Consider the following 18,467-nt stretch of genomic DNA (forward strand, 5'->3'; position numbering starts at 1 on the left):
CCGGGCCTAGTGCCCGGTTTTTTGTGGGCGGTAGAAAAGCCTTCTATATTCTTCAGGTCGCTACCGCGACGCTCTTACTAAACCAAAGCTATTTGCCAGGACGGTTCGTTAGTTATTTTCTATCAAAGTCCATGATTTAATGCATTTGATGGTGTCATCTTGATGGTCAATACTCCCTCCAAGCCGATTAGCCGGCAGTTCTTAGCCTGACCTGAGGAAGATTGAGCATGAGTAATATCCTTACTACCGCCAGCGGCGCACCCGTCGCGGATAACCAGAACTCCCGTACCGCCGGCCCGCGCGGTCCTTTGCTCCTTGATGATTTTCATCTGATCGAGAAGCTCGCGCATTTCAACCGTGAGAATATTCCTGAGCGCCGTGTACATGCCAAAGGTTCTGGCGCCCACGGTACGTTCACGGTTACCCGCGATATCACCCAGTACACCCGCGCCAAGCTGTTTGAAGCCGTTGGCAAACAGACACCTACGTTCCTGCGTTTCTCCACCGTGGGCGGCGAGCGTGGTTCGGCGGATACCGCGCGTGATCCGCGTGGTTTCGCTTTGAAGTTCTATACCGAAGAAGGTAACTGGGACATCGTGGGCAACAACACGCCGGTGTTCTTTATTCGCGACCCGCTGAAGTTCCCGGACTTCATCCACACCCAAAAGCGTGTGCCGCAAACGAACCTGAAAAGCGCGCAAATGGTCTGGGACTTCTGGTCTCTCTCTCCCGAGGCATTGCACCAAATCACAATTTTGTTTTCGGACCGTGGCACTCCAGATGGCTATCGTCATATGCATGGCTTCGGTAGTCATACCTACAGCTTGATCAATGCCAAAGGCGAGCGCCACTGGGTCAAATGGCACTACAAAACCAAGCAAGGTATCAAGAACCTGACTCCCGAGGAGGCAACCCGCATTGCCGGCACTGACCCTGATTACGCTCAGCGTGACCTGTTTGACGCGATTCAGCGCGGTGATTTTCCGAAGTGGAGTGTCAATATCCAGATCATGACCGAAGCTCAGGCCGTTGCTCATTACGAAAACCCCTTCGATGTGACCAAAACCTGGTCCCAGCAGGAGTTTCCGTTGATCGAGGTCGGCGAGCTGGAGCTGAACCGTAATCCAGTGAATTACTTCGCTGAGGTTGAGCAGGCATGCTTTGGTCCAAGCAACATGGTCCCGGGTGTGGGGCTGTCACCAGACCGCATGCTTCAAGGCCGTGTTTTCGCTTATGCCGATGCTCACCGTTATCGTGTCGGTACCAACCACCAGCAGTTGCCGATCAATTCGCCATTGAGTCCCGTCAATACTAATCAGCGTGACGGTTCCATGTCCTTTGGTTACGGTGGTGCGGCGCCTAACTACGAGCCAAACAGCGTTGCGGGTACGCCCCAACAAGCGCCTCAGTATGCCGAGCCGCCTTTGGCATTGAATGGTGCGGCAGATCGTTATGATCAGCGTGAGGATACCGACTACTACAGCCATGCCGGTGCGCTGTACCGGTTGATGGACGATGGTCAGAAAACTCTCCTGATCAACAACATTGTCGGTGCCATGGCTGGAGTCACCAGTGATGTGGTCCAGCGGCAGCTGCAACACTTTGTAAAAGCTGATGCTGATTACGGCCAACGTATCGCAAGAGGATTGGGCGTAACCATTAACTGACTCTAAACGATAAGCAGAACCGCCCTCATTTGGGCGGTTTTTGCGTTATTTCAGCTACTTTTCACCACAAATCTTCACTTTTCTGCCGTTGATCCCGTGACCTCCGGGTCATCATGGTTCAAACTACAGACTTTCAAGCAGGGAGATGTAGGGCGATGCAAGGTCACCCCGACGTAATCGATTACCTCAACACGTTGCTGACGGGCGAACTGGCAGCTCGTGACCAATATTTCATCCATTCGCGCATGTACGAAGACTGGGGCTTTACCGAGCTCTATGAGCGTATTAACCATGAGATGGAAGAAGAGGCACAGCACGCCGACGCACTGATGCGCCGCATTCTGATGCTCGAAGGCACGCCGCGTATGCGTCCAGACGACCTGGATGTGGGCACCACAGTGCCTGACATGCTCGCCGCTGACCTTCGCCTGGAGTACAAGGTGCGTGCCGCACTCTGCAAGGGCATCGAGCTCTGCGAGCAACACAACGACTATGTCACCCGCGAAATTTTGCGAGTCCAGTTGAACGACACCGAAGAAGATCACACCTACTGGCTGGAAAAGCAGTTGGGCCTGATCAAGCTGGTTGGCCTGGAAAATTACCTGCAATCGCAGTTCTGATTCCGGTTACAAAAAAGCCCCTGTCACCGCAACGTGACAGGGGCTTTTTCATGCGCCCGACCAATCAGGCTTTGTCGCGCGCCAATAACGGCTTCAAGTAGTAGCCGGTATGTGACTGCGGCATCTCCGAGACCTGTTCCGGCGTACCCACCGCGATGATCTGGCCACCCTTGGAGCCGCCTTCCGGCCCGAGGTCCACCAGCCAGTCGGCGGTCTTGATCACATCAAGGTTGTGCTCGATCACCACCACTGTGTTGCCGTGGTCACGCAAGCGGTGCAGCACGTCCAGCAATTGCTGAATATCGGCAAAGTGCAAGCCCGTAGTCGGCTCATCGAGGATGTACAGCGTCTTGCCGGTATCGCGCTTGGACAGCTCGCGAGACAGCTTCACTCGCTGCGCCTCACCACCGGACAAGGTGGTCGCCGACTGCCCCAGCTTGATGTACGACAGGCCTACATCCATCAATGTCTGCAGCTTGCGCGCCAATGCAGGCACCGCGTCGAAGAACACCCGGGCTTCCTCGATGGTCATCTCCAGGGTTTCGTGGATGCTTTTGCCCTTGTACTTGATCTCCAGGGTTTCGCGGTTATAACGCTTGCTCTTGCACACATCGCACGGCACGTAGATGTCCGGCAGAAAGTGCATCTCAACCTTGATCAGGCCATCGCCCTGGCACGCTTCGCAGCGCCCGCCCTTCACGTTGAACGAGAACCGGCCAGGCCCGTAACCGCGTGAGCGAGACTCCGGCACACCCGCAAACAGTTCGCGTATCGGTGTGAACAACCCGGTATAGGTCGCCGGGTTGGAACGCGGTGTGCGGCCAATCGGGCTTTGGTCGATATCGACCACCTTGTCCAGGTGTTCCAGGCCTTTGATGCTGTCGTGTGCAGCGGCCTCCAGCGTGGTGGCACCATTCAGGGCGGTGGCACTCAGCGGAAACAGCGTGTTGTTGATCAGCGTCGACTTGCCAGAGCCGGAAACGCCGGTCACACAGGTCAGCAGGCCGAGAGGGATTTCCAGGTCCACATTGCGCAGGTTGTTGCCGCGCGCTCCCTTGAGGTGCAACGCCATCTTTTTGTTACGCGGCGTACGCTTGGCGGGCACTTCGATCTTCACCCGGCCGGACAGGTACTTGCCGGTCAGCGAATCCGGATGAGCCATCACTTCGGCAGGTGTGCCTTCGGCGACGATGTGCCCACCGTGCACACCTGCACCCGGGCCAATGTCGACCACATAATCCGCCAGGCGAATCGCGTCTTCATCATGCTCGACCACGATCACGGTGTTACCGATATCCCGCAGGTGTTTAAGCGTTCCCAGAAGGCGGTCATTGTCGCGTTGATGTAAGCCAATCGACGGTTCATCAAGGATGTACAAAACGCCCACCAGGCCGGCACCAATCTGGCTGGCCAACCGAATCCGCTGGGCTTCACCGCCAGACAGCGTGTCGGCGCTGCGATCCAGGGACAGATAATCCAGGCCAACGTTGACCAGGAACTGCAAGCGCTCGCGGATTTCCTTGAGGATCTTGTCGGCAATTTCCCCACGACGTCCGGTCAGCTTGAGCACACCAAAGTATTCGCAGGCATCGCCGATCGGCAGGTTGGTCACCGCCGGCAAGGTCTTCTCACCGACCCACACATGGCGCGCCTCGCGACGCAGGCGAGTGCCCCGGCAGTCCGGGCACGGTTGGGTACTGAGGAACTTGGCCAGCTCCTCGCGCACGCTCGCCGATTCGGTTTCGCGATAGCGCCGCTCCAGGTTCGGCACGATGCCCTCGAACGGGTGCGAGCGTTTGACGATATCGCCACGGTCGTTCAGGTATTTGAAGTCGACGTTCTGCGAACCACTGCCGTGCAGGATGACTTTCTGCTGTTCTGCCGGCAGTTGGTTGAATGGCACTTCCAGGCTGAACTTATAGTGGGACGCCAATGACCCGAGCATCTGGAAGTAATAGACGTTACGCCTGTCCCAGCCGCGTATGGCACCCTCCGCCAATGTCAGGTCACCATTGACCAGGCGCTTGATGTCGAAGAACTGTTTAACCCCCAGGCCATCACAGGTCGGGCAGGCGCCAGCCGGGTTGTTGAACGAAAACAGCTTGGGTTCGAGTTCGCTGATGGCGTGGCCGCAGATCGGGCAGGCGAAACGTGCGGAGAAGATGATCTCTTCACCCGGCTCGTCATCCATCGGCGCGACCAGTGCAATGCCATCCGCCAGCTTCAGTGCGGTTTCGAACGATTCCGCCAAACGCTGCTGCAAGTCGGCGCGCACTTTGAAGCGATCGACCACTACATCAATCGAATGCTTTTTCTGCTTGTCGAGCTTCGGCGCTTCGTCCAGCTCATAGAGCTTGCCGTTGATGCGCGCGCGCACGAAACCCTGGGCGCGCAGTTCCTCGAAGACCGAAAGGTGTTCGCCCTTGCGCTCGCGAATGACCGGCGCCAGCAGCATCAGCTTGGCGCCCTCAGGCTGGGCCAGCACCAGGTCAACCATTTGGCTGACAGTCTGGGCTTCCAGGGGAATGTCGTGGTCCGGGCAGCGCGGAATGCCTACGCGCGCATACAGCAGACGCAGGTAGTCGTAAATTTCGGTGATGGTGCCCACGGTGGAGCGTGGGTTATGGGAAGTCGACTTCTGCTCGATGGAAATCGCCGGCGACAAACCTTCGATGGTGTCGACGTCAGGTTTTTCCATCATCGACAGGAATTGCCGGGCATACGCCGACAGTGACTCTACATAGCGACGTTGACCTTCGGCATACAGCGTGTCGAACGCCAGGGACGATTTGCCGGACCCGGACAAGCCGGTGATGACGATCAGTTTGTCCCGGGGCAGGGTCAGGTCGATGTTCTTCAGGTTGTGGGTTCTAGCCCCACGAATCAGGATCTTGTCCAAGATGGCCTCGCACGGCGGGCGTAAATAATGCAGGAGTATACGGCTAAAGACTGGATGAATATACACTGTCAAAGTGCCGGGTGCAGCCTTACATGAAAGCTGCGCGGCAAAGCGCCGCATATACCCTCTCTATCGATGGGACTGGTAGAATCGCCGCCGGTTCACACGAGGTTTTTCCATGCACGATCCCCACAGCGAACGCATGAGTAGCGGCGAGACCCGAGCAGCAAGCGGTCTGGCCCTGGTGTTCGCCTTCCGTATGCTTGGCATGTTTATGGTGTTGCCGGTGCTGGCGACCTATGGAATGGATCTCGCAGGCGCGACCCCCGCCCTGATCGGCCTGGCGATTGGCGCCTATGGCCTGACCCAGGCACTTTTTCAGATTCCGTTCGGGATCATTTCCGATCGTATCGGCCGGCGGCCGGTGATTTACCTGGGGCTGATCGTGTTCGCCCTCGGCAGCGTGCTCGCGGCTCAGTCAGATTCGATCTGGGGCGTGATTGCCGGGCGCGTGCTGCAAGGCGCCGGCGCGATTTCCGCCGCCGTCATGGCGCTGCTTTCGGACCTGACCCGCGAACAACACCGTACCAAGGCCATGGCCATGATCGGTATGACCATCGGCTTGTCGTTCGCTGTGGCGATGGTTGTCGGCCCGTTGCTGACACGTGCCTTTGGTTTGCACGGGCTGTTCCTCGCCACCGGCGGTATGGCGCTGTTCGGGATCGTGATCGTTGCGTTCATGGTGCCGCGCTCCACCGGCACGCTGCAGCACCGCGAATCCGGCGTCGCACGCAAAGCATTGCTGCCGACGCTCAAGCACCCGGACCTGCTGCGCCTGGATTTAGGTATCTTCGTATTGCACGCGATGCTGATGTGCAGCTTCGTCGCGCTGCCCCTGGCACTGGTCGAAAAAGCCGGCCTGCCCAAGGAACAGCACTGGTGGGTCTATCTGACCGCGCTGTTGATCTCGTTCTTCGCCATGATCCCGTTCATCATCTACGGCGAGAAGAAACGCAAAATGAAACGAGTTCTCCTGGGCGCCGTCGCGACATTGATGCTCACTGAGCTATTCTTCTGGAAATTCGGCGACAGCCTGCGGGCGCTAGTAATCGGCACCGTGGTGTTCTTCACCGCGTTCAACCTGCTGGAGGCTTCGTTGCCTTCGCTGATCAGTAAAGTTTCACCGGCGGGCGGCAAGGGCACGGCCATGGGGGTGTATTCCACCAGCCAGTTCCTCGGTTCGGCGCTGGGCGGCATCATGGGTGGCTGGATGTTCCAGCATGGCGGTTTGTCGGTTGTGTTCCTCGGATGCGCCGGGCTGGCTGCACTTTGGCTGGCCTTTGCTGTTACCATGCGCGAACCTCCGTACGTCACAAGTCTGCGCCTGCCGTTGTCGCCCGAAGCAATTCGTGAAGCTGGCCTGGTAGAGCGCCTGAAGGCCGTCGTCGGGGTAACAGATGCAGTAGTGGTCGCTGAAGAGGCGGCCATTTACATCAAATTGGACACCGAATTATTGGATCGCGCGACGCTCGAGCAACTGGTCAACCCAGTGCCGACAGCGCGCCCAGCTTAGGAGAACGTTATGGCCCGTGGGGTTAACAAAGTCATATTGGTCGGTACATGCGGCCAGGATCCCGAAGTTCGCTACTTGCCTAACGGTAACGCCGTGACCAACCTGAGTCTGGCGACCAGCGAACAGTGGACTGACAAGCAGACCGGCCAGAAGGTCGAGAAGACCGAATGGCACCGCGTGTCGATGTTCGGCAAGGTTGCAGAGATCGCCGGTGAATACCTGCGCAAAGGTTCGCAGGTCTACATCGAAGGCAAACTGCAAACCCGCGAGTGGGAAAAAGACGGCATCAAGCGTTACACCACTGAAATCGTGGTCGACATGCAAGGCACCATGCAACTGCTGGGCGGCCGTCCACAGCAGGGCGATCAACAAGGCGGGGGCAATAACTACCAGCAGTCCGCTCCGGCCCCACGCCAGCAGGCTCCGCGCCCGCAGCAGTCGGCACCGCAACAATCGCGTCAGGCGCCGCCTCCACAACAGGCCGCTCCACAGCCTGCTCCGGATTTCGACAGCTTTGATGACGATATCCCGTTCTAAGGTCTCAGACCCGGAACGCGCGAAACCCCCGATGGCCAAGCCTCGGGGGTTTTTTATTGCCCACGCTCAAGCCTCCCTCGCAGCCGCTGTCACTACCAGCTCCTTGAAACGCTGCAAAACCGCCGAGCCGTCACCGAGGCGCGTCGCCAAATGCAACGGCGCTACCAGGCTGCGGCACTCCGTGAGTTCGCGATAAACAATGCCGTCGCCGCGCAACCGTTGCATCGACGCCGGTACGATAGATACCCCAAGGCCCGCCGCCACCAGGCTCAGCGTCGCGGTCATGCGCGGTGCCTCCTGGACCACTTGCGGGCTGAACCCGGCTTCCCGGCAGGCCACCAGAATTGCGTCATACAAACCCAGCCCTACGCGGCGGCGGTAAAGCACAAACGCTTCGGTTGCCAGGGCGGCCAAGGGCAGGGGTGATAGAGCGTCGAGTGCCAGCGGATGGTCGGTCGGCAGCGCCAGCAACATGGGCTCCACCAGAATCGGTTCGTCCTGCAGCGAGCGGGTGCCAGTGAGCGGCGAGCGGATAAACGCGGCATCGAGTTTTTCATGGGCCAGCGCGTCCAGCAGCTCACCGGTGCCGGCTTCTTCCAGCACCACCGAGACACCGACAAAGGTTTCGCGAAACAGCCGCACTATGCTGGGCACAAAAGGATGCAGTGCCGCCGAGCTGGTAAACCCAATCGCCAGTCGGCCCCGTTCACCCCGAGCCGCGCGACGAACCACATCGGCTACATCGTCGGCCCGCGCCAGGAGTGCGCGCGCTTCATCCAGCAACGCCAGTCCAGCCGTGGTCGGGCGCACACCGCGAGGCAAACGCTCCATCAATACAACGCCGAGTTCGGCTTCCAGGCTTTGCAGCATTCGCGTCAGCGGCGGTTGTTGCATGCCCAGGCGTTCTGCGGCGCGGGTGATATAGCCTTCCTCGGCAATCGCCACGAAGGCTTTAAGCTGGCGAAGTTCCAACATAGGCATACTTTCAAGGTATGGGAGGTTGCCAATCCTGGCATTTGTTCTCATGGCTCACAAGATTTAGGCTGTCGCCAACCTCAAAAAGAAGGAGCGCCGCGATGACCTGGTCAGCCAAGCAGTACACGATGTTTGAACAACAACGTACGCGTCCGGTCCGTGACCTGGTCGCGGCGATTCCCGCAACCGACGTGCGCACCGCCGTCGACCTGGGCTGTGGCCCTGGCAATTCCACTGAGGTATTGGCCGCACGCTTCCCGCAGGCGCACGTCACCGGTATGGACAGTTCCGACGATATGTTGGTCGATGCCCGCAAGCGCCTGCCGGCACTGAACTTCGAATTAGCGGATATCGGCGCCTGGAATCCCGCACACACCTTCGACGTGATTCTGGCCAACGCTTCCCTGCAATGGCTGCCGAATCACGCCACGCTCTATCCGCACCTGATCAACCAACTGACGCTGGGCGGCACACTGGCGGTGCAGACTCCGGATAACCTCGACGAGCCTGCCCATCGACTCGCTCGCGCAGTCGCGGCCGAAGGGCCATGGTCGGTAAAGATTGGCGCGGTTAAACACAATGAGCGGCACACAGCGAGCTACTACTACGAGCTGCTGAGCAAACATTGCAGCACTGTCGACGTGTGGCGCACCACTTACCTGCACCCGCTGGCGGATCATGCGGCAGTGGTGGAGTGGTTCAAGGCTTCGGCGTTACGGCCGTTTCTCGCGCCATTGTCCGATAGCGAAAAAACCGCGTTCCTGCAGGACTACCAGGCGCGGATTACCCAGGCCTACCCAGCCCTGGCCGATGGCACCGTGTTACTGCCCTTCCCGCGCCTGTTCATCATCGCGACGCGCTGAAACCCGGCAAACAAGCGGTGGTCACACAGCCGCCGCTTGGCTCTGCAGATACTCATCCGCCGACATCACGCTGGCGTAGGCAAAGCCCAGCGATGCCATAAAAGCCCCCTGCACTTGGGCCGCCGGAATCACCTGCCCGTTGAACTCCAGATCCCGCGTAGCACACGCATCGTGAATCAACGTGACCTTGTAGCCCAGGTCCGCGGCCGCGCGCACGACGCCGTCGATGCACATATGGCTCATGCTCCCAACCACCACCACTTCGGTGATGGCGCGTTGTTCCAGGACGGCCTGTAGATCGGTGCCGCGAAACGCATTCACGAAGTGTTTAAGCACCACTGGCTCACTGCCTTCGTTCAGCACCTTGGCGTGCAGGTGCGCGCCCTCGGAACCCGGCGTGAAGAAAGGCGCGTCTTCGGAGGTGAACTCATGGCGTACATGAATCACGGCATCGCCCGCCTGACGAAACGCCTGCAGTAGCTGGGCTGCCTTGTCCGCCGCAGCCTCTACGCCGTCGAGCGGCCACTTGCCCTGGGGGAAGTAGTCGTTTTGTATGTCGATCAGGATGAGCGCTTGCTTGGCCATAACGGGTTCTCATGATGGGTGGATAGGCCCAGTATCTTAGCTGGCGCCGGAGAAGAGGGCGGGGCGAGTCGTGCAGAACGCCGCGTATTTAGCGCGGCTTCGTGCAGAATCAGGCAGGCCTACTGCCATTACTTTTTCAGTAACGGATTGATTTAACAACCCTCCTGTTCCGCCGCGCCTTGGCTTGATCCGTGCAACCCTCTCTGCACACACACATGGCAGGATGGCCAAGGGGGACGCATGACCCCGACTCAACGAAAAAAATGGGTGGTTGCTCACTCCACGAGAGACGGTGCGCCGCAGCACGAAGTCGACACCAACCGCGCCTTGGCGCGATGGCTGGCGCAGATACTCGGGCTTAAATTCGGCGGCAGCTATGACCCCCAACGCCATAGCGACCGTGACCTGTATCTGTTGCCCACGCAAACGCTGATCGGCGCGGCCCAAGCACTGCGCCTGAATGTAAAAGGGCCGCAAGACCTGTGGGGTGGCTATGTCGATTACGATTTTATCTGCACCAAAGCCATCACTCATGGCCTGTTAAGCCCGGATGCCACGGCGCCTGAGGGCTGGTCGCCGTTGTTTGGCGAGCGCGTGCGCGACGTTGTTCTTGAGGGTTTCAGCGTGTTCGCGTTGCAGGATGCGCGGCCCGCTGCCAGGCGCTTGCTCAGTCGCGGGCCGATTCGTCTGAAGCCCGTGCATGCCTGCGCTGGGCGCGGCCAGGCAGTTATCCACAGTGTCGACGCATTCGAGGCCCTGCTGGCCCGGCCCGATGCAGCGCAGCTGTTCAGTGAGGGCGTGGTGCTGGAGCAAGACCTGCACGAGGTAGTTACCCATAGCGTGGGCCAGAGTTTTATCGGCGATCACCTGTTCAGCTACTGCGGCGAGCAATACCTCACTCAGGACGGGCAGGGCGAAGACGTCTACGGCGGCTCCGACTTACTGGTGGTGCCCGGTGCTTACGAGGACTTGTTAATGCTCGACCTGCCCGCCGACGTGCGCGAGGGCATCGAACAGGCGCGGGTTTTCGACAGCGCCGCCAACCAGGCCTACCCTGGTTTCTACGCGTCACGACGCAATTACGACATCGCCCAAGGCCTGGACAGTGATGGCCAACGCTGCAGCGGCGTGCTTGAACAGTCCTGGCGCATGGGGGGCGCCAGCAGCGCAGAGGTCGCGGCGCTGCAGAGCTTCATCAATAACCCCGGCCTGCGCGCTATTCGTGTGTCCTCGGTGGAAACCTACGTGGACCAGGCGCTGCCGGCGGATGCCATTGAGGTGTACCGCGGCCCGGCCGAAAACAGCGACTTTCTTCTCAAGTATGTGACGGTTAATTCTTATGACGGCTAGAAGCGAAAGCATTGCGATCGATATCGACGACGAACAGATGAGCGGCACGTTCCTGACCCCCAAATCGAAGGTCCCAGGCGTGCTGTTTGTGCACGGCTGGGGCGGTAGCCAGGAACGCGACCTGGAGCGGGCCAAAGGCATCGCCGGCTTGGGGTGTGTGTGCCTGACGTTCGACCTGCGTGGGCATGCGAGCACCGGTATCCCGTTGTCCCGCGTCACTCGCGAAGACAACCTGCGCGACCTGTTGGCCGCGTACGACCGGTTGCTGTCACACCCGGCCATCGACACCTCGGCGGTGGCGGTGGTGGGCACCAGTTATGGTGGCTACCTGGCGGCGATTCTCACCTCATTGCGCCCGGTGCGTTGGCTGGCGCTGCGGGTGCCGGCGCTTTACCGTGATCAGGAATGGCTCAAACCCAAGCGCGACCTGGATAAGGCCGACCTGATGGATTACCGCAGCACACGGGTGCACGCCGAAACCAACCGCGCCCTGCATGCCTGTGCGCAATTCACCGGCGATGTGCTGATTGTCGAATCGCAAACCGATGACCATGTGCCGCACGCCACCATCATGAGCTATCGCGCGGCATGCCAGCAGACCCACTCCTTGACCCACCGCATCATCGACGGCGCAGACCATTCGCTCAGCGATCCGGTATCGCAGCAGGCCTACACGTCGATCCTGGTCGACTGGATTACCGAGATGGTCGTGGGCGAGCGCTTGAGCATCATCCAATCCCAATAACGGCGGCGCTTTGGGGAGCCTTCAACACCTGGTCAAGCAGGGGTTTTCTTCACCCGCAACGCTTTGGCTTTGGCTTCGACCGCGAGGTACATGACCAGCGCAATCAGCAGCGGCAAAATAAAGTAGATCGCCCGGTAGGCAATCAACCCGGCAAGCAAACTGCCGCGCGACGCTTCATGTTGCATCAGCGCGATAAACACCGCCTCCAGCACCCCCAGCCCGGCCGGGATATGGGTGATGACCCCGGCAATCGCGCTGATCAGCAGGACCCCCAGCACCAACGGATAGTCCAACTTGGCCGGCAACAAGGTAAAGATCACCGCCGCCATCAATGACCAATTCAACGCGCCCAACGCTAACTGCAAACACGCCATGCGCAGCGACGGTAAATTGATCTCGATGCCTTTGATCGACCACGCGCGTTTTTTCGAAAACCGGCAGGCCGCCAGATACCCGAGACTGGCCAGCACCAGCAACACACCAATGCCCTGCAACGCATCGGTGCTGACCTTCCAGCCCGGCGGCATCGTCACCCAGCCGCTGCTGAACACCACGCCGGCCAATGCCATGTAACCAAACCAATTGGTCGCCAGGCTCAGCCCAAGAATCTTCGCGATATTGCTGGTGCTCACCCCGAGCCGCGAGTACAGCCGGTAACGCATGGCGATCCCGCCGACCCACGCGCTCAGGTTGAGGTTGAACGCGTAGCTGATGATCCCCACCGGCAAGATCTGCTTCCAGCGCAATGGCTGGCGAACATAGGTGCGCCCGATCAGGTCGAAGCTGGCGTAGACGAGGAAACTGCACAAGGTCAGCCCACCGGCCATCAACAATGTGCGCAGCTTGAAGTCGCCGAGCGTCTGCAGCACTTCGCTCCAGTCGATGCGCCGCGCCAGCAGGGTGAACAGCACGATCAGCAGCAGGAAGAAGCCAATCGTCAGCGGCTTCTTCCAGCGTTTGAATCGCGAACCCTCAGTATCAGCGTTCATCGGGCTGGCTCTGGAATGGTTTCAAACGGGGTTTATGCGCCGGTAGCCAACCCGTCAGCGCGGGGAAATGGCGCATCACATGAAATACCAGGAAACCGACGGTCAATCGCCACAGCCACAGCCGTGGCTTGCGGTTTTCCGGCATGGTCCGGCAATGGTCTTTGGCGAGGATGGCCAAGCGTTCATACAGCTGTTGGTTGAAGGCGCGGTCGCGAATCAGCACGTTGGCTTCCAGGTTCAGCGACAGGCTCAACGGGTCGAGGTTGCTTGAACCCACGGTGCTCCAATGGTCATCCACCAGCGCGACTTTGCCGTGCAGCGGGCGTTGGCAATACTCGTGAATCACCACGCCGTCCTTGAGCAAATAGTCATAGAGCATGCGCGCCGCCAGCTTGGCCAATAGCACATCAGGCTGGCCCTGCATGATCAATTGCACCTGCACGCCACGGCGCGCGGCGTTGCGAATTTCGCGCAGCAGGCGGTAGCCGGGAAAGAAATACGCGTTGGCGATTACCACACGTTGCTGGGCCTTGCTCAGCGCGTGGATATACGCTTCTTCGATGTCGTCGCGATGCTGCACGTTGTCGCGGTAGATCAGGCGGACAAGGCCGTCGCTATTATCAGTTGCCCACAGCGCGGGCCGTTGCTGGCGCCGCCGCCAGCCGCGCCGCGTGCGCACCTGGCGACCACTTTGTGCAAGGGCGAAATGATGCAGGTCGGCCACCGCCGGGCCGGTCAATCGCAGCGCATAATCCTGTTTGGCTTCGGGGCCGAAATCCCCGAGGTGGTCGGCAGAAAAGTTGATCCCGCCGATAAACGCCACGGTGGCGTCCACCACCACAATCTTGCGATGCAGGCGGCGAAACCAGTTGGTGCGAACCCCCAACATTTTTGGTGCCGGGTCAAACATCTGCACCTCCACACCCGCCGCTGCCAGCTCGCCGAGAAAAGCCGGGCTCAGTTCGCCGCAGCCAAACCCATCGAGGCTGACCACCACCTTCACGCCACGTTGCGCCGCCTCTATCAGAATGCCCTGCAACTCATGGCCGACCTTGTCTTCAAACAGGATAAAGGTCTCCAGCAGAATCTCCCGCTGCGCCTTGCGCATGGCGTCGAAGACGCTCGGAAAGTACGCCTCGCCGTTTTCCAGCAGCTCGATCTGGTTGTTGCTCTGCCAGCCGTAATCGAGATCACGCGCTTTCGCTTCATCCGGCGGCTGGTCGGTGGCGATGTGTTCTACCGCAACGTTCATAACTCGATCTCCACTGACAGCGGCACATGGTCAGACAAATGCGACCACGGCCGGGTCGTCAGCACCTTGGGGTTACGAATGTTCAAGTTGCGCACATAGATGCGATCCAGCGGCAGCAACGGCAGGCGTGCCGGGAAGGTTCGGGCGGGCTTGCCGTGGGTTTCGACGAACACTTCCTTGAGGCCGCTCTGGCTCAGGTCAGCCTGCTGGCGCCAGTCGTTGAAATCACCGGCGACGATCAGCGGCGTATCGGCGGGGATCTCGCGAATGCGCTGTTCCAGCAAGCGCAATTGTTGCTGGCGATGCGCCTCGCGCAGGCCCAGGTGCATGCAGATCGCATGCACCTCCTGCCCGGAGCCGGGCAAGCGCAGCACACAATGCAGCAGGCCACGGTTTTCATGGCCGCTTTGCGAAATGTCGAGGTTGTCGTAGCGGATGATCTGAAATTTCGACAGCAGCGCATTGCCATGGTCGCCATGCGGGTAGACCGCATTGCGACCGTAGGCGAATTGCGGCCAGATGCTGTCGGCGAGGAATTCGTACTGCGGCATGTTCGGCCAGTCACTGTAGTGCTGAGGGTGGCGTTCGTGAGTGCCGTGAATCTCCTGCAGGAATACGATATCGGCGCCCACGCTGCGCACCGCTTCACGCAGCTCGGGCAGAATGAAACGTCGATTCAACGCAGTGAAGCCCTTGTGGATATTGACCGTCAGCACCGTGAAGCGCGTGATAGCGACGCTGGGGGTAATGGGCACCCAGTCGGGAATCGCAGCCATGATTGCTCCTGTGAAAGAGTGGGGGCGTGGCCCCCGTTTAAGGCTGACTGCGATGTTTCGATGAAAGTTTCCACCTTCCTACGGACGGCACGCTCAAGACACGGCGGGATCAGTGGCCGGCCATCACGCGCGTCGAGGGCTCGGCATACACCGGTCCCCGTCGGTCAAGGCGGCCGCTCCAGGCGGTCAGCGCGAGGGCGACCAACACCACCAGGCCGCCGATCCATGCGGTATGGATCAGCCCCATGTGCGCCACGATCAAGCCGCCGGCCCACGCGCCCCCGGCGATTCCCAGGTTAAACGCGGCGATGTTCAAGCCCGAGGCCACATCCACCGCCTGTGGCGTGTGATGTTCGGCCTGGCGCACCACGTACACCTGCAGGCCCGGCACGTTGCCGAACGCGACTGCGCCCCACACCCAGACGGTGGCCAGCGCCAACCATGGGTTGCTGGCGGTCAGGGACAGGATGAACAGCACCGCGGCGAGCAGCGCAAAGATGATTGTCAACGCGCTGATCGGGCCGCGTTTGTCCGCCAGCTTGCCGCCCCAGATATTCCCGGCGGCTACCGAGATGCCATACACCAGCAATACCAGGCTCACAGTGCCGGCGCTGAAGCCTGCGATGTCCTGGAGGATGGGGGCCAGGAAGGTAAACGCGATAAACGAACCGCCGTAGCCGATGGCGGTCATGGCGTACACCAGCAACAAGCGCGGCTGCTTGAGCACCTGCAGTTGTTGCAGCAGGGATGCGGGCTTGCTGTGGGCGATGGTGTTCGGCACGTAGATCAAACTGCCGATAAAGGCGAGCACACCCAGCGCCGAGACGGCGAGGAAGGTTTCCCGCCAGCCGAAGTGCTGGCCGATAAAGGTGCCCAGCGGCACGCCGGTGACCAGCGCGACGGTCAAGCCGGTAAACATGATCGCAATCGCACTGGCGGCTTTTTCCTTCGGCACCAGGCTGGTGGCGATGGTTGAGCCAATCGAGAAAAACACCCCGTGGGCCAGGCCGGTGACGATCCGCGCCAGTACCAGCGATTCATAGCTCGGTGCCTGCCAGGCCAGCAGGTTGCCGAGGGTAAACAGCACCATCAGCGACAGCAGGAGTAATTTACGTGGCACCTTGCCGGTGAGGGCAGTGAGCACTGGCGCGCCGATGGCTACGCCCAGGGCATAGAGGCTGACCAACAGGCCGGCGGACGGCAGGTCAACGCCGAGATCGGCGCCGATTGTGGGTAACAGGCCAACGATGACGAACTCGGTGGTCCCGATGGCAAAAGCGCTGAGGGTCAGCGCGAGCAACGCAATAGGCATGGCTGCAACTCCGGTGGGTGTGATTCAGGAGCGCAGTGTCTGGGTTTGGCCTATGCGGAAAAAGGCAGCGATCGGCATTTGATATTTGCCCTGGGCGCAAAGGTGCCGAACGGGGGGAACGATCAAGGCTCAAACCCGTCAGTTCCTTACAGACCTTGCTGATGGAGCCCGGTGTTTTGCTGAATCTAAAAACTGCATTACTGTTTGGCGCGCTGCTGTTCTTTGGCAATGGTGCGTTGCAAGCCGCGACACCGGCGCCCGCCGCCGCACCGGCCACAGCCGCAGCCGAAACCAAGCCCGAGCTGTTGGTGGAAGGCGGCCTGTTGGGGGCCATCAGCTCCAGCATTGACGACGTGCAGGACAAACTCGACCTCAATCAGAACCTCATTGACGCCTGGCGCTTGCGCGCCGACCGTGCGGCGGATGAAGTGGGGCGCCTGGTCAACCAGACCGCCGAACGTTCGCCGTGGAGCGTGGCAGGCGATTTCCTGTTGCTGTCCGGCGTGTGGGCGGGGGCCTTTGCGGTGTTGACACTGCTGGCGCGCGTCATCGTGCGGCGCTTGAGTCGGCGGCGTTTCGTCGAGCGGCGCGCGCGTCTGCAAGCGGTGCTTGGGTATGTGTTGCCGTATACGATCCCGGCGCTGATCTGCCTGCCGCTGACCCTCTACGTCAGCCACTTTTTACCCACGTCAGTGGGGCGCGCGCTGGCGCTGTGTTTCGCCTACGCTACCAGCAGCGGGATCTTTTCCACCTCGATGCTGTTGTGCGTGATCGTCATGTTCAACCTCGGCCACAAGCGCCCGGCGGTGCAGATCATTCGTGACTACTGCCCCAAGCCGCTGTTCCTGATCGGCTTTCTCGCCGCCCTCAGCGACGCGTTGACCAGCCCGCAAATCGCCCGCCAGCTCGGCGGCAATATCACCAGCAGCATCGCGGTCTTTACCGGCCTGTTTGCCGCGGTGATTTTCGGCGTGCTGGTGGTGCGTCTGCGTCGCCCGGTCGCGCATTTGATCCGCAACCGGCCGTTGGCCCAGCGCCTCAAGCACCCGGCGCTGCAGCAATCGCTGCGGGTGTTTTCCGGGCTGTGGTACTGGCCGATTCTGTTGATGGTGCTGGTCTCGGCAATCAACCTGATCGGTGCCGGTGACGACAACCAGAAGGCGCTGCGTTGCGCGCTGTTCACCACGATTCTGTTGATCGGCACGGTGTTCCTCAGCACGGTTTTACAGCACCTGTTCAAGTCCCGCAGCCAGGTGGCGATCCAACGCAGCAGTGCCTACAAGGAGCGCTTCCTCAGCCTGCTACACGCGATCTTGCGCATTGCGATGGCCATCGCCTTTATCGAACTGCTTGGGCGCATCTGGGGCGTGTCGCTGTTCGAATTTGCCCAGCGCAACGCAGTCGGCCGGGCGATCAGCGATTCGCTCAGCAGTATCGGCCTGATCCTGCTGATGACCTGGTTGTTCTGGGTGGTACTCGACACCGCGATCCAGGAGGCGCTCAAGCCACCGGTGAACAAACGCTCCAGCCGCCAGCCGAGCACGCGGGTCAAAACCATCCTGCCGCTGCTGCGTAACGCGGTGAAAATTGTGCTGGTGGTGATTTGCGCGATCACCACGATGGCCAACCTTGGCATTAACGTGGCGCCGCTGCTGGCCGGTGCCGGTGTGGTCGGCCTGGCCATCGGTTTCGGTTCCCAGCAACTGGTACAGGACGTCATCACGGGCCTGTTCATCATCATCGAAGACACGTTGTCCATCGGCGACTGGGTGGTGCTCGACTCCGGCCACGCCGGCACCGTCGAAGGCCTGACCATCCGCACCCTGCGCCTGCGCGACGGCAAGGGGTTCGTGCACTCGGTGCCGTTCGGGCAGATCAAGGCGGTCACCAACCAGTCGCGGCAATTTGCCTATGCGTTCTTCTCGGTGCAGTTCACCTATGACACCGATGTGGACAAAGCCGTGGAACTGATCCGCGAGACCGGGCAATCGATCGGCGATGACGTGTTCCTCAAGTACAACCTGCAAGGGCCGCTGGAAGTCTTTGGCGTGGACAAGATGGACCTCAACGGCGTGGTGCTCACCGCGCAATTCCGAACGGTGTCGGGCGGGCAATATGCGGTGAGTCGCGCGTTTAACCAGCGCTTGAAAAAGCTTGTGGATAACTGCGATGCGGTGCACTTCGCGCAGACTTATCCACAGCAGGTGCTGTTGCCCAAGCGCACGGCGCGGGTGGATGAGCCGGATGAAGAGGTGCCGGCGTCGCTGGTGTTGACGGAGCAGCCGCGTACCCAGTAGCTATGGGACGGCTGGTCGGGCCTCATC

At 60.2% G+C, this 18,467-nt stretch carries 15 protein-coding genes; 8 read left to right on the forward strand and 7 right to left on the reverse strand.

Annotation, left to right across the window (positions count from 1 at the left end):
* Nucleotides 1–227 precede the first annotated feature (227 nt).
* Together JFT85_RS19120 and bfr are read left to right on the forward strand one after the other, a co-directional pair.
* A complete protein-coding gene (locus tag JFT85_RS19120) occupies nt 228–1,667 on the forward strand; it encodes a catalase (RefSeq protein WP_207201042.1) in 1,440 nt (479 codons plus the stop codon).
* Nucleotides 1,668–1,822: 155 nt separating this feature from the next.
* Entirely contained in the window at nt 1,823–2,287 is a 465-nt protein-coding gene (gene bfr / locus JFT85_RS19125) for a bacterioferritin (RefSeq protein ID WP_015886133.1), read from the forward strand.
* Nucleotides 2,288–2,351: 64 nt separating this feature from the next.
* Here the strand turns inward: bfr and uvrA are convergent, their stop codons facing one another.
* Nucleotides 2,352–5,186 (reverse strand): excinuclease ABC subunit UvrA, encoded by a 2,835-nt coding sequence (gene uvrA, locus JFT85_RS19130; protein ID WP_069553225.1) that lies wholly within the window; start codon nt 5,184–5,186, stop codon nt 2,352–2,354.
* A 178-nt stretch (nt 5,187–5,364) separates the two neighbouring features.
* On the opposite strand from uvrA, the gene JFT85_RS19135 reads away from it, so the two are divergent.
* Complete coding sequence (locus JFT85_RS19135) at nt 5,365–6,759, forward strand: MFS transporter (protein WP_053258269.1); 1,395 nt, start codon at nt 5,365–5,367, stop codon at nt 6,757–6,759.
* A gap of 9 nt (nt 6,760–6,768) precedes the next feature.
* Nucleotides 6,769–7,296 (forward strand): single-stranded DNA-binding protein, encoded by a 528-nt coding sequence (locus tag JFT85_RS19140; RefSeq protein ID WP_010467282.1) that lies wholly within the window; start codon nt 6,769–6,771, stop codon nt 7,294–7,296.
* A 66-nt stretch (nt 7,297–7,362) separates the two neighbouring features.
* On the opposite strand, the gene JFT85_RS19145 is transcribed toward JFT85_RS19140, so the two are convergent.
* Nucleotides 7,363–8,271: a LysR family transcriptional regulator gene (locus JFT85_RS19145; protein WP_169875955.1), complete on the reverse strand. Its 909-nt coding sequence runs from the start codon at nt 8,269–8,271 to the stop codon at nt 7,363–7,365.
* Nucleotides 8,272–8,372: 101 nt separating this feature from the next.
* On the opposite strand from JFT85_RS19145, the gene tam reads away from it, so the two are divergent.
* Complete coding sequence (gene tam, locus JFT85_RS19150; protein WP_053258267.1) at nt 8,373–9,134, forward strand: trans-aconitate 2-methyltransferase; 762 nt, start codon at nt 8,373–8,375, stop codon at nt 9,132–9,134.
* 21 nt (nt 9,135–9,155) lie between these two features.
* Here tam and JFT85_RS19155 read toward each other — a convergent pair whose 3' ends face one another.
* Nucleotides 9,156–9,719, reverse strand: coding sequence for a cysteine hydrolase family protein (locus tag JFT85_RS19155; RefSeq protein ID WP_053258266.1), 564 nt, complete (start codon nt 9,717–9,719; stop codon nt 9,156–9,158).
* Between the two features lie 240 nt (nt 9,720–9,959).
* Between JFT85_RS19155 and JFT85_RS19160 the strand changes: the two genes are divergently transcribed.
* On the forward strand, nt 9,960–11,069 hold the full coding sequence (locus JFT85_RS19160; RefSeq protein WP_201230267.1) for a DUF3182 family protein: 1,110 nt from the start codon (nt 9,960–9,962) through the stop codon (nt 11,067–11,069).
* Nucleotides 11,059–11,814 carry an alpha/beta hydrolase family protein gene (locus tag JFT85_RS19165; protein ID WP_069551255.1) on the forward strand — a complete coding sequence of 252 codons (756 nt, stop codon included), beginning with the start codon at nt 11,059–11,061 and terminating at the stop codon, nt 11,812–11,814. Before JFT85_RS19160 ends, JFT85_RS19165 begins: the two co-directional genes overlap by 11 nt.
* Nucleotides 11,815–11,846: 32 nt before the next feature.
* Here JFT85_RS19165 and JFT85_RS19170 read toward each other — a convergent pair whose 3' ends face one another.
* The 4 genes from JFT85_RS19170 to JFT85_RS19185 form a co-directional block, all read right to left on the reverse strand.
* Complete coding sequence (locus JFT85_RS19170; protein WP_053258263.1) at nt 11,847–12,803, reverse strand: lysylphosphatidylglycerol synthase domain-containing protein; 957 nt, start codon at nt 12,801–12,803, stop codon at nt 11,847–11,849.
* Entirely contained in the window at nt 12,793–14,055 is a 1,263-nt protein-coding gene (gene clsB, locus JFT85_RS19175; RefSeq protein ID WP_201230268.1) for a cardiolipin synthase ClsB, read from the reverse strand. Before clsB ends, JFT85_RS19170 begins: the two co-directional genes overlap by 11 nt.
* Nucleotides 14,052–14,831, reverse strand: coding sequence for an endonuclease/exonuclease/phosphatase family protein (locus JFT85_RS19180; protein ID WP_053258261.1), 780 nt, complete (start codon nt 14,829–14,831; stop codon nt 14,052–14,054). Before JFT85_RS19180 ends, clsB begins: the two co-directional genes overlap by 4 nt.
* Before the next feature lie 109 nt (nt 14,832–14,940).
* Nucleotides 14,941–16,143: an MFS transporter gene (locus JFT85_RS19185; protein ID WP_053258260.1), complete on the reverse strand. Its 1,203-nt coding sequence runs from the start codon at nt 16,141–16,143 to the stop codon at nt 14,941–14,943.
* A gap of 176 nt (nt 16,144–16,319) precedes the next feature.
* On the opposite strand from JFT85_RS19185, the gene JFT85_RS19190 reads away from it, so the two are divergent.
* Nucleotides 16,320–18,440 (forward strand): mechanosensitive ion channel family protein, encoded by a 2,121-nt coding sequence (locus JFT85_RS19190; protein ID WP_073638347.1) that lies wholly within the window; start codon nt 16,320–16,322, stop codon nt 18,438–18,440.
* The last annotated feature ends 27 nt before the right edge of the window (nt 18,441–18,467 follow it).

The organism is Pseudomonas sp. TH04, from assembly GCF_016651355.1.
Classification (GTDB): Bacteria; Pseudomonadota; Gammaproteobacteria; order Pseudomonadales; family Pseudomonadaceae; genus Aquipseudomonas; species Aquipseudomonas fluorescens.

Excerpts from the sequence above, each read along its gene's own strand:
- JFT85_RS19180 (WP_053258261.1), bottom strand. The coding sequence starts at position 14,831 with ATGGCTGCGATTCCCGACTGGGTGCCCATTACCCCCAGCGTCGCTATC.
- JFT85_RS19155 (WP_053258266.1), bottom strand. The coding sequence starts at position 9,719 with ATGGCCAAGCAAGCGCTCATCCTGATCGACATACAAAACGACTACTTC.
- tam (WP_053258267.1), top strand. The coding sequence starts at position 8,373 with ATGACCTGGTCAGCCAAGCAGTACACGATGTTTGAACAACAACGTACG.
- JFT85_RS19170 (WP_053258263.1), bottom strand. The coding sequence starts at position 12,803 with ATGAACGCTGATACTGAGGGTTCGCGATTCAAACGCTGGAAGAAGCCG.
- JFT85_RS19185 (WP_053258260.1), bottom strand. The coding sequence starts at position 16,143 with ATGCCTATTGCGTTGCTCGCGCTGACCCTCAGCGCTTTTGCCATCGGG.
- bfr (WP_015886133.1), top strand. The coding sequence starts at position 1,823 with ATGCAAGGTCACCCCGACGTAATCGATTACCTCAACACGTTGCTGACG.
- JFT85_RS19165 (WP_069551255.1), top strand. The coding sequence starts at position 11,059 with ATGACGGCTAGAAGCGAAAGCATTGCGATCGATATCGACGACGAACAG.
- JFT85_RS19120 (WP_207201042.1), top strand. The coding sequence starts at position 228 with ATGAGTAATATCCTTACTACCGCCAGCGGCGCACCCGTCGCGGATAAC.
- clsB (WP_201230268.1), bottom strand. The coding sequence starts at position 14,055 with ATGAACGTTGCGGTAGAACACATCGCCACCGACCAGCCGCCGGATGAA.
- JFT85_RS19140 (WP_010467282.1), top strand. The coding sequence starts at position 6,769 with ATGGCCCGTGGGGTTAACAAAGTCATATTGGTCGGTACATGCGGCCAG.
- JFT85_RS19160 (WP_201230267.1), top strand. The coding sequence starts at position 9,960 with ATGACCCCGACTCAACGAAAAAAATGGGTGGTTGCTCACTCCACGAGA.
- JFT85_RS19145 (WP_169875955.1), bottom strand. The coding sequence starts at position 8,271 with ATGTTGGAACTTCGCCAGCTTAAAGCCTTCGTGGCGATTGCCGAGGAA.
- JFT85_RS19135 (WP_053258269.1), top strand. The coding sequence starts at position 5,365 with ATGCACGATCCCCACAGCGAACGCATGAGTAGCGGCGAGACCCGAGCA.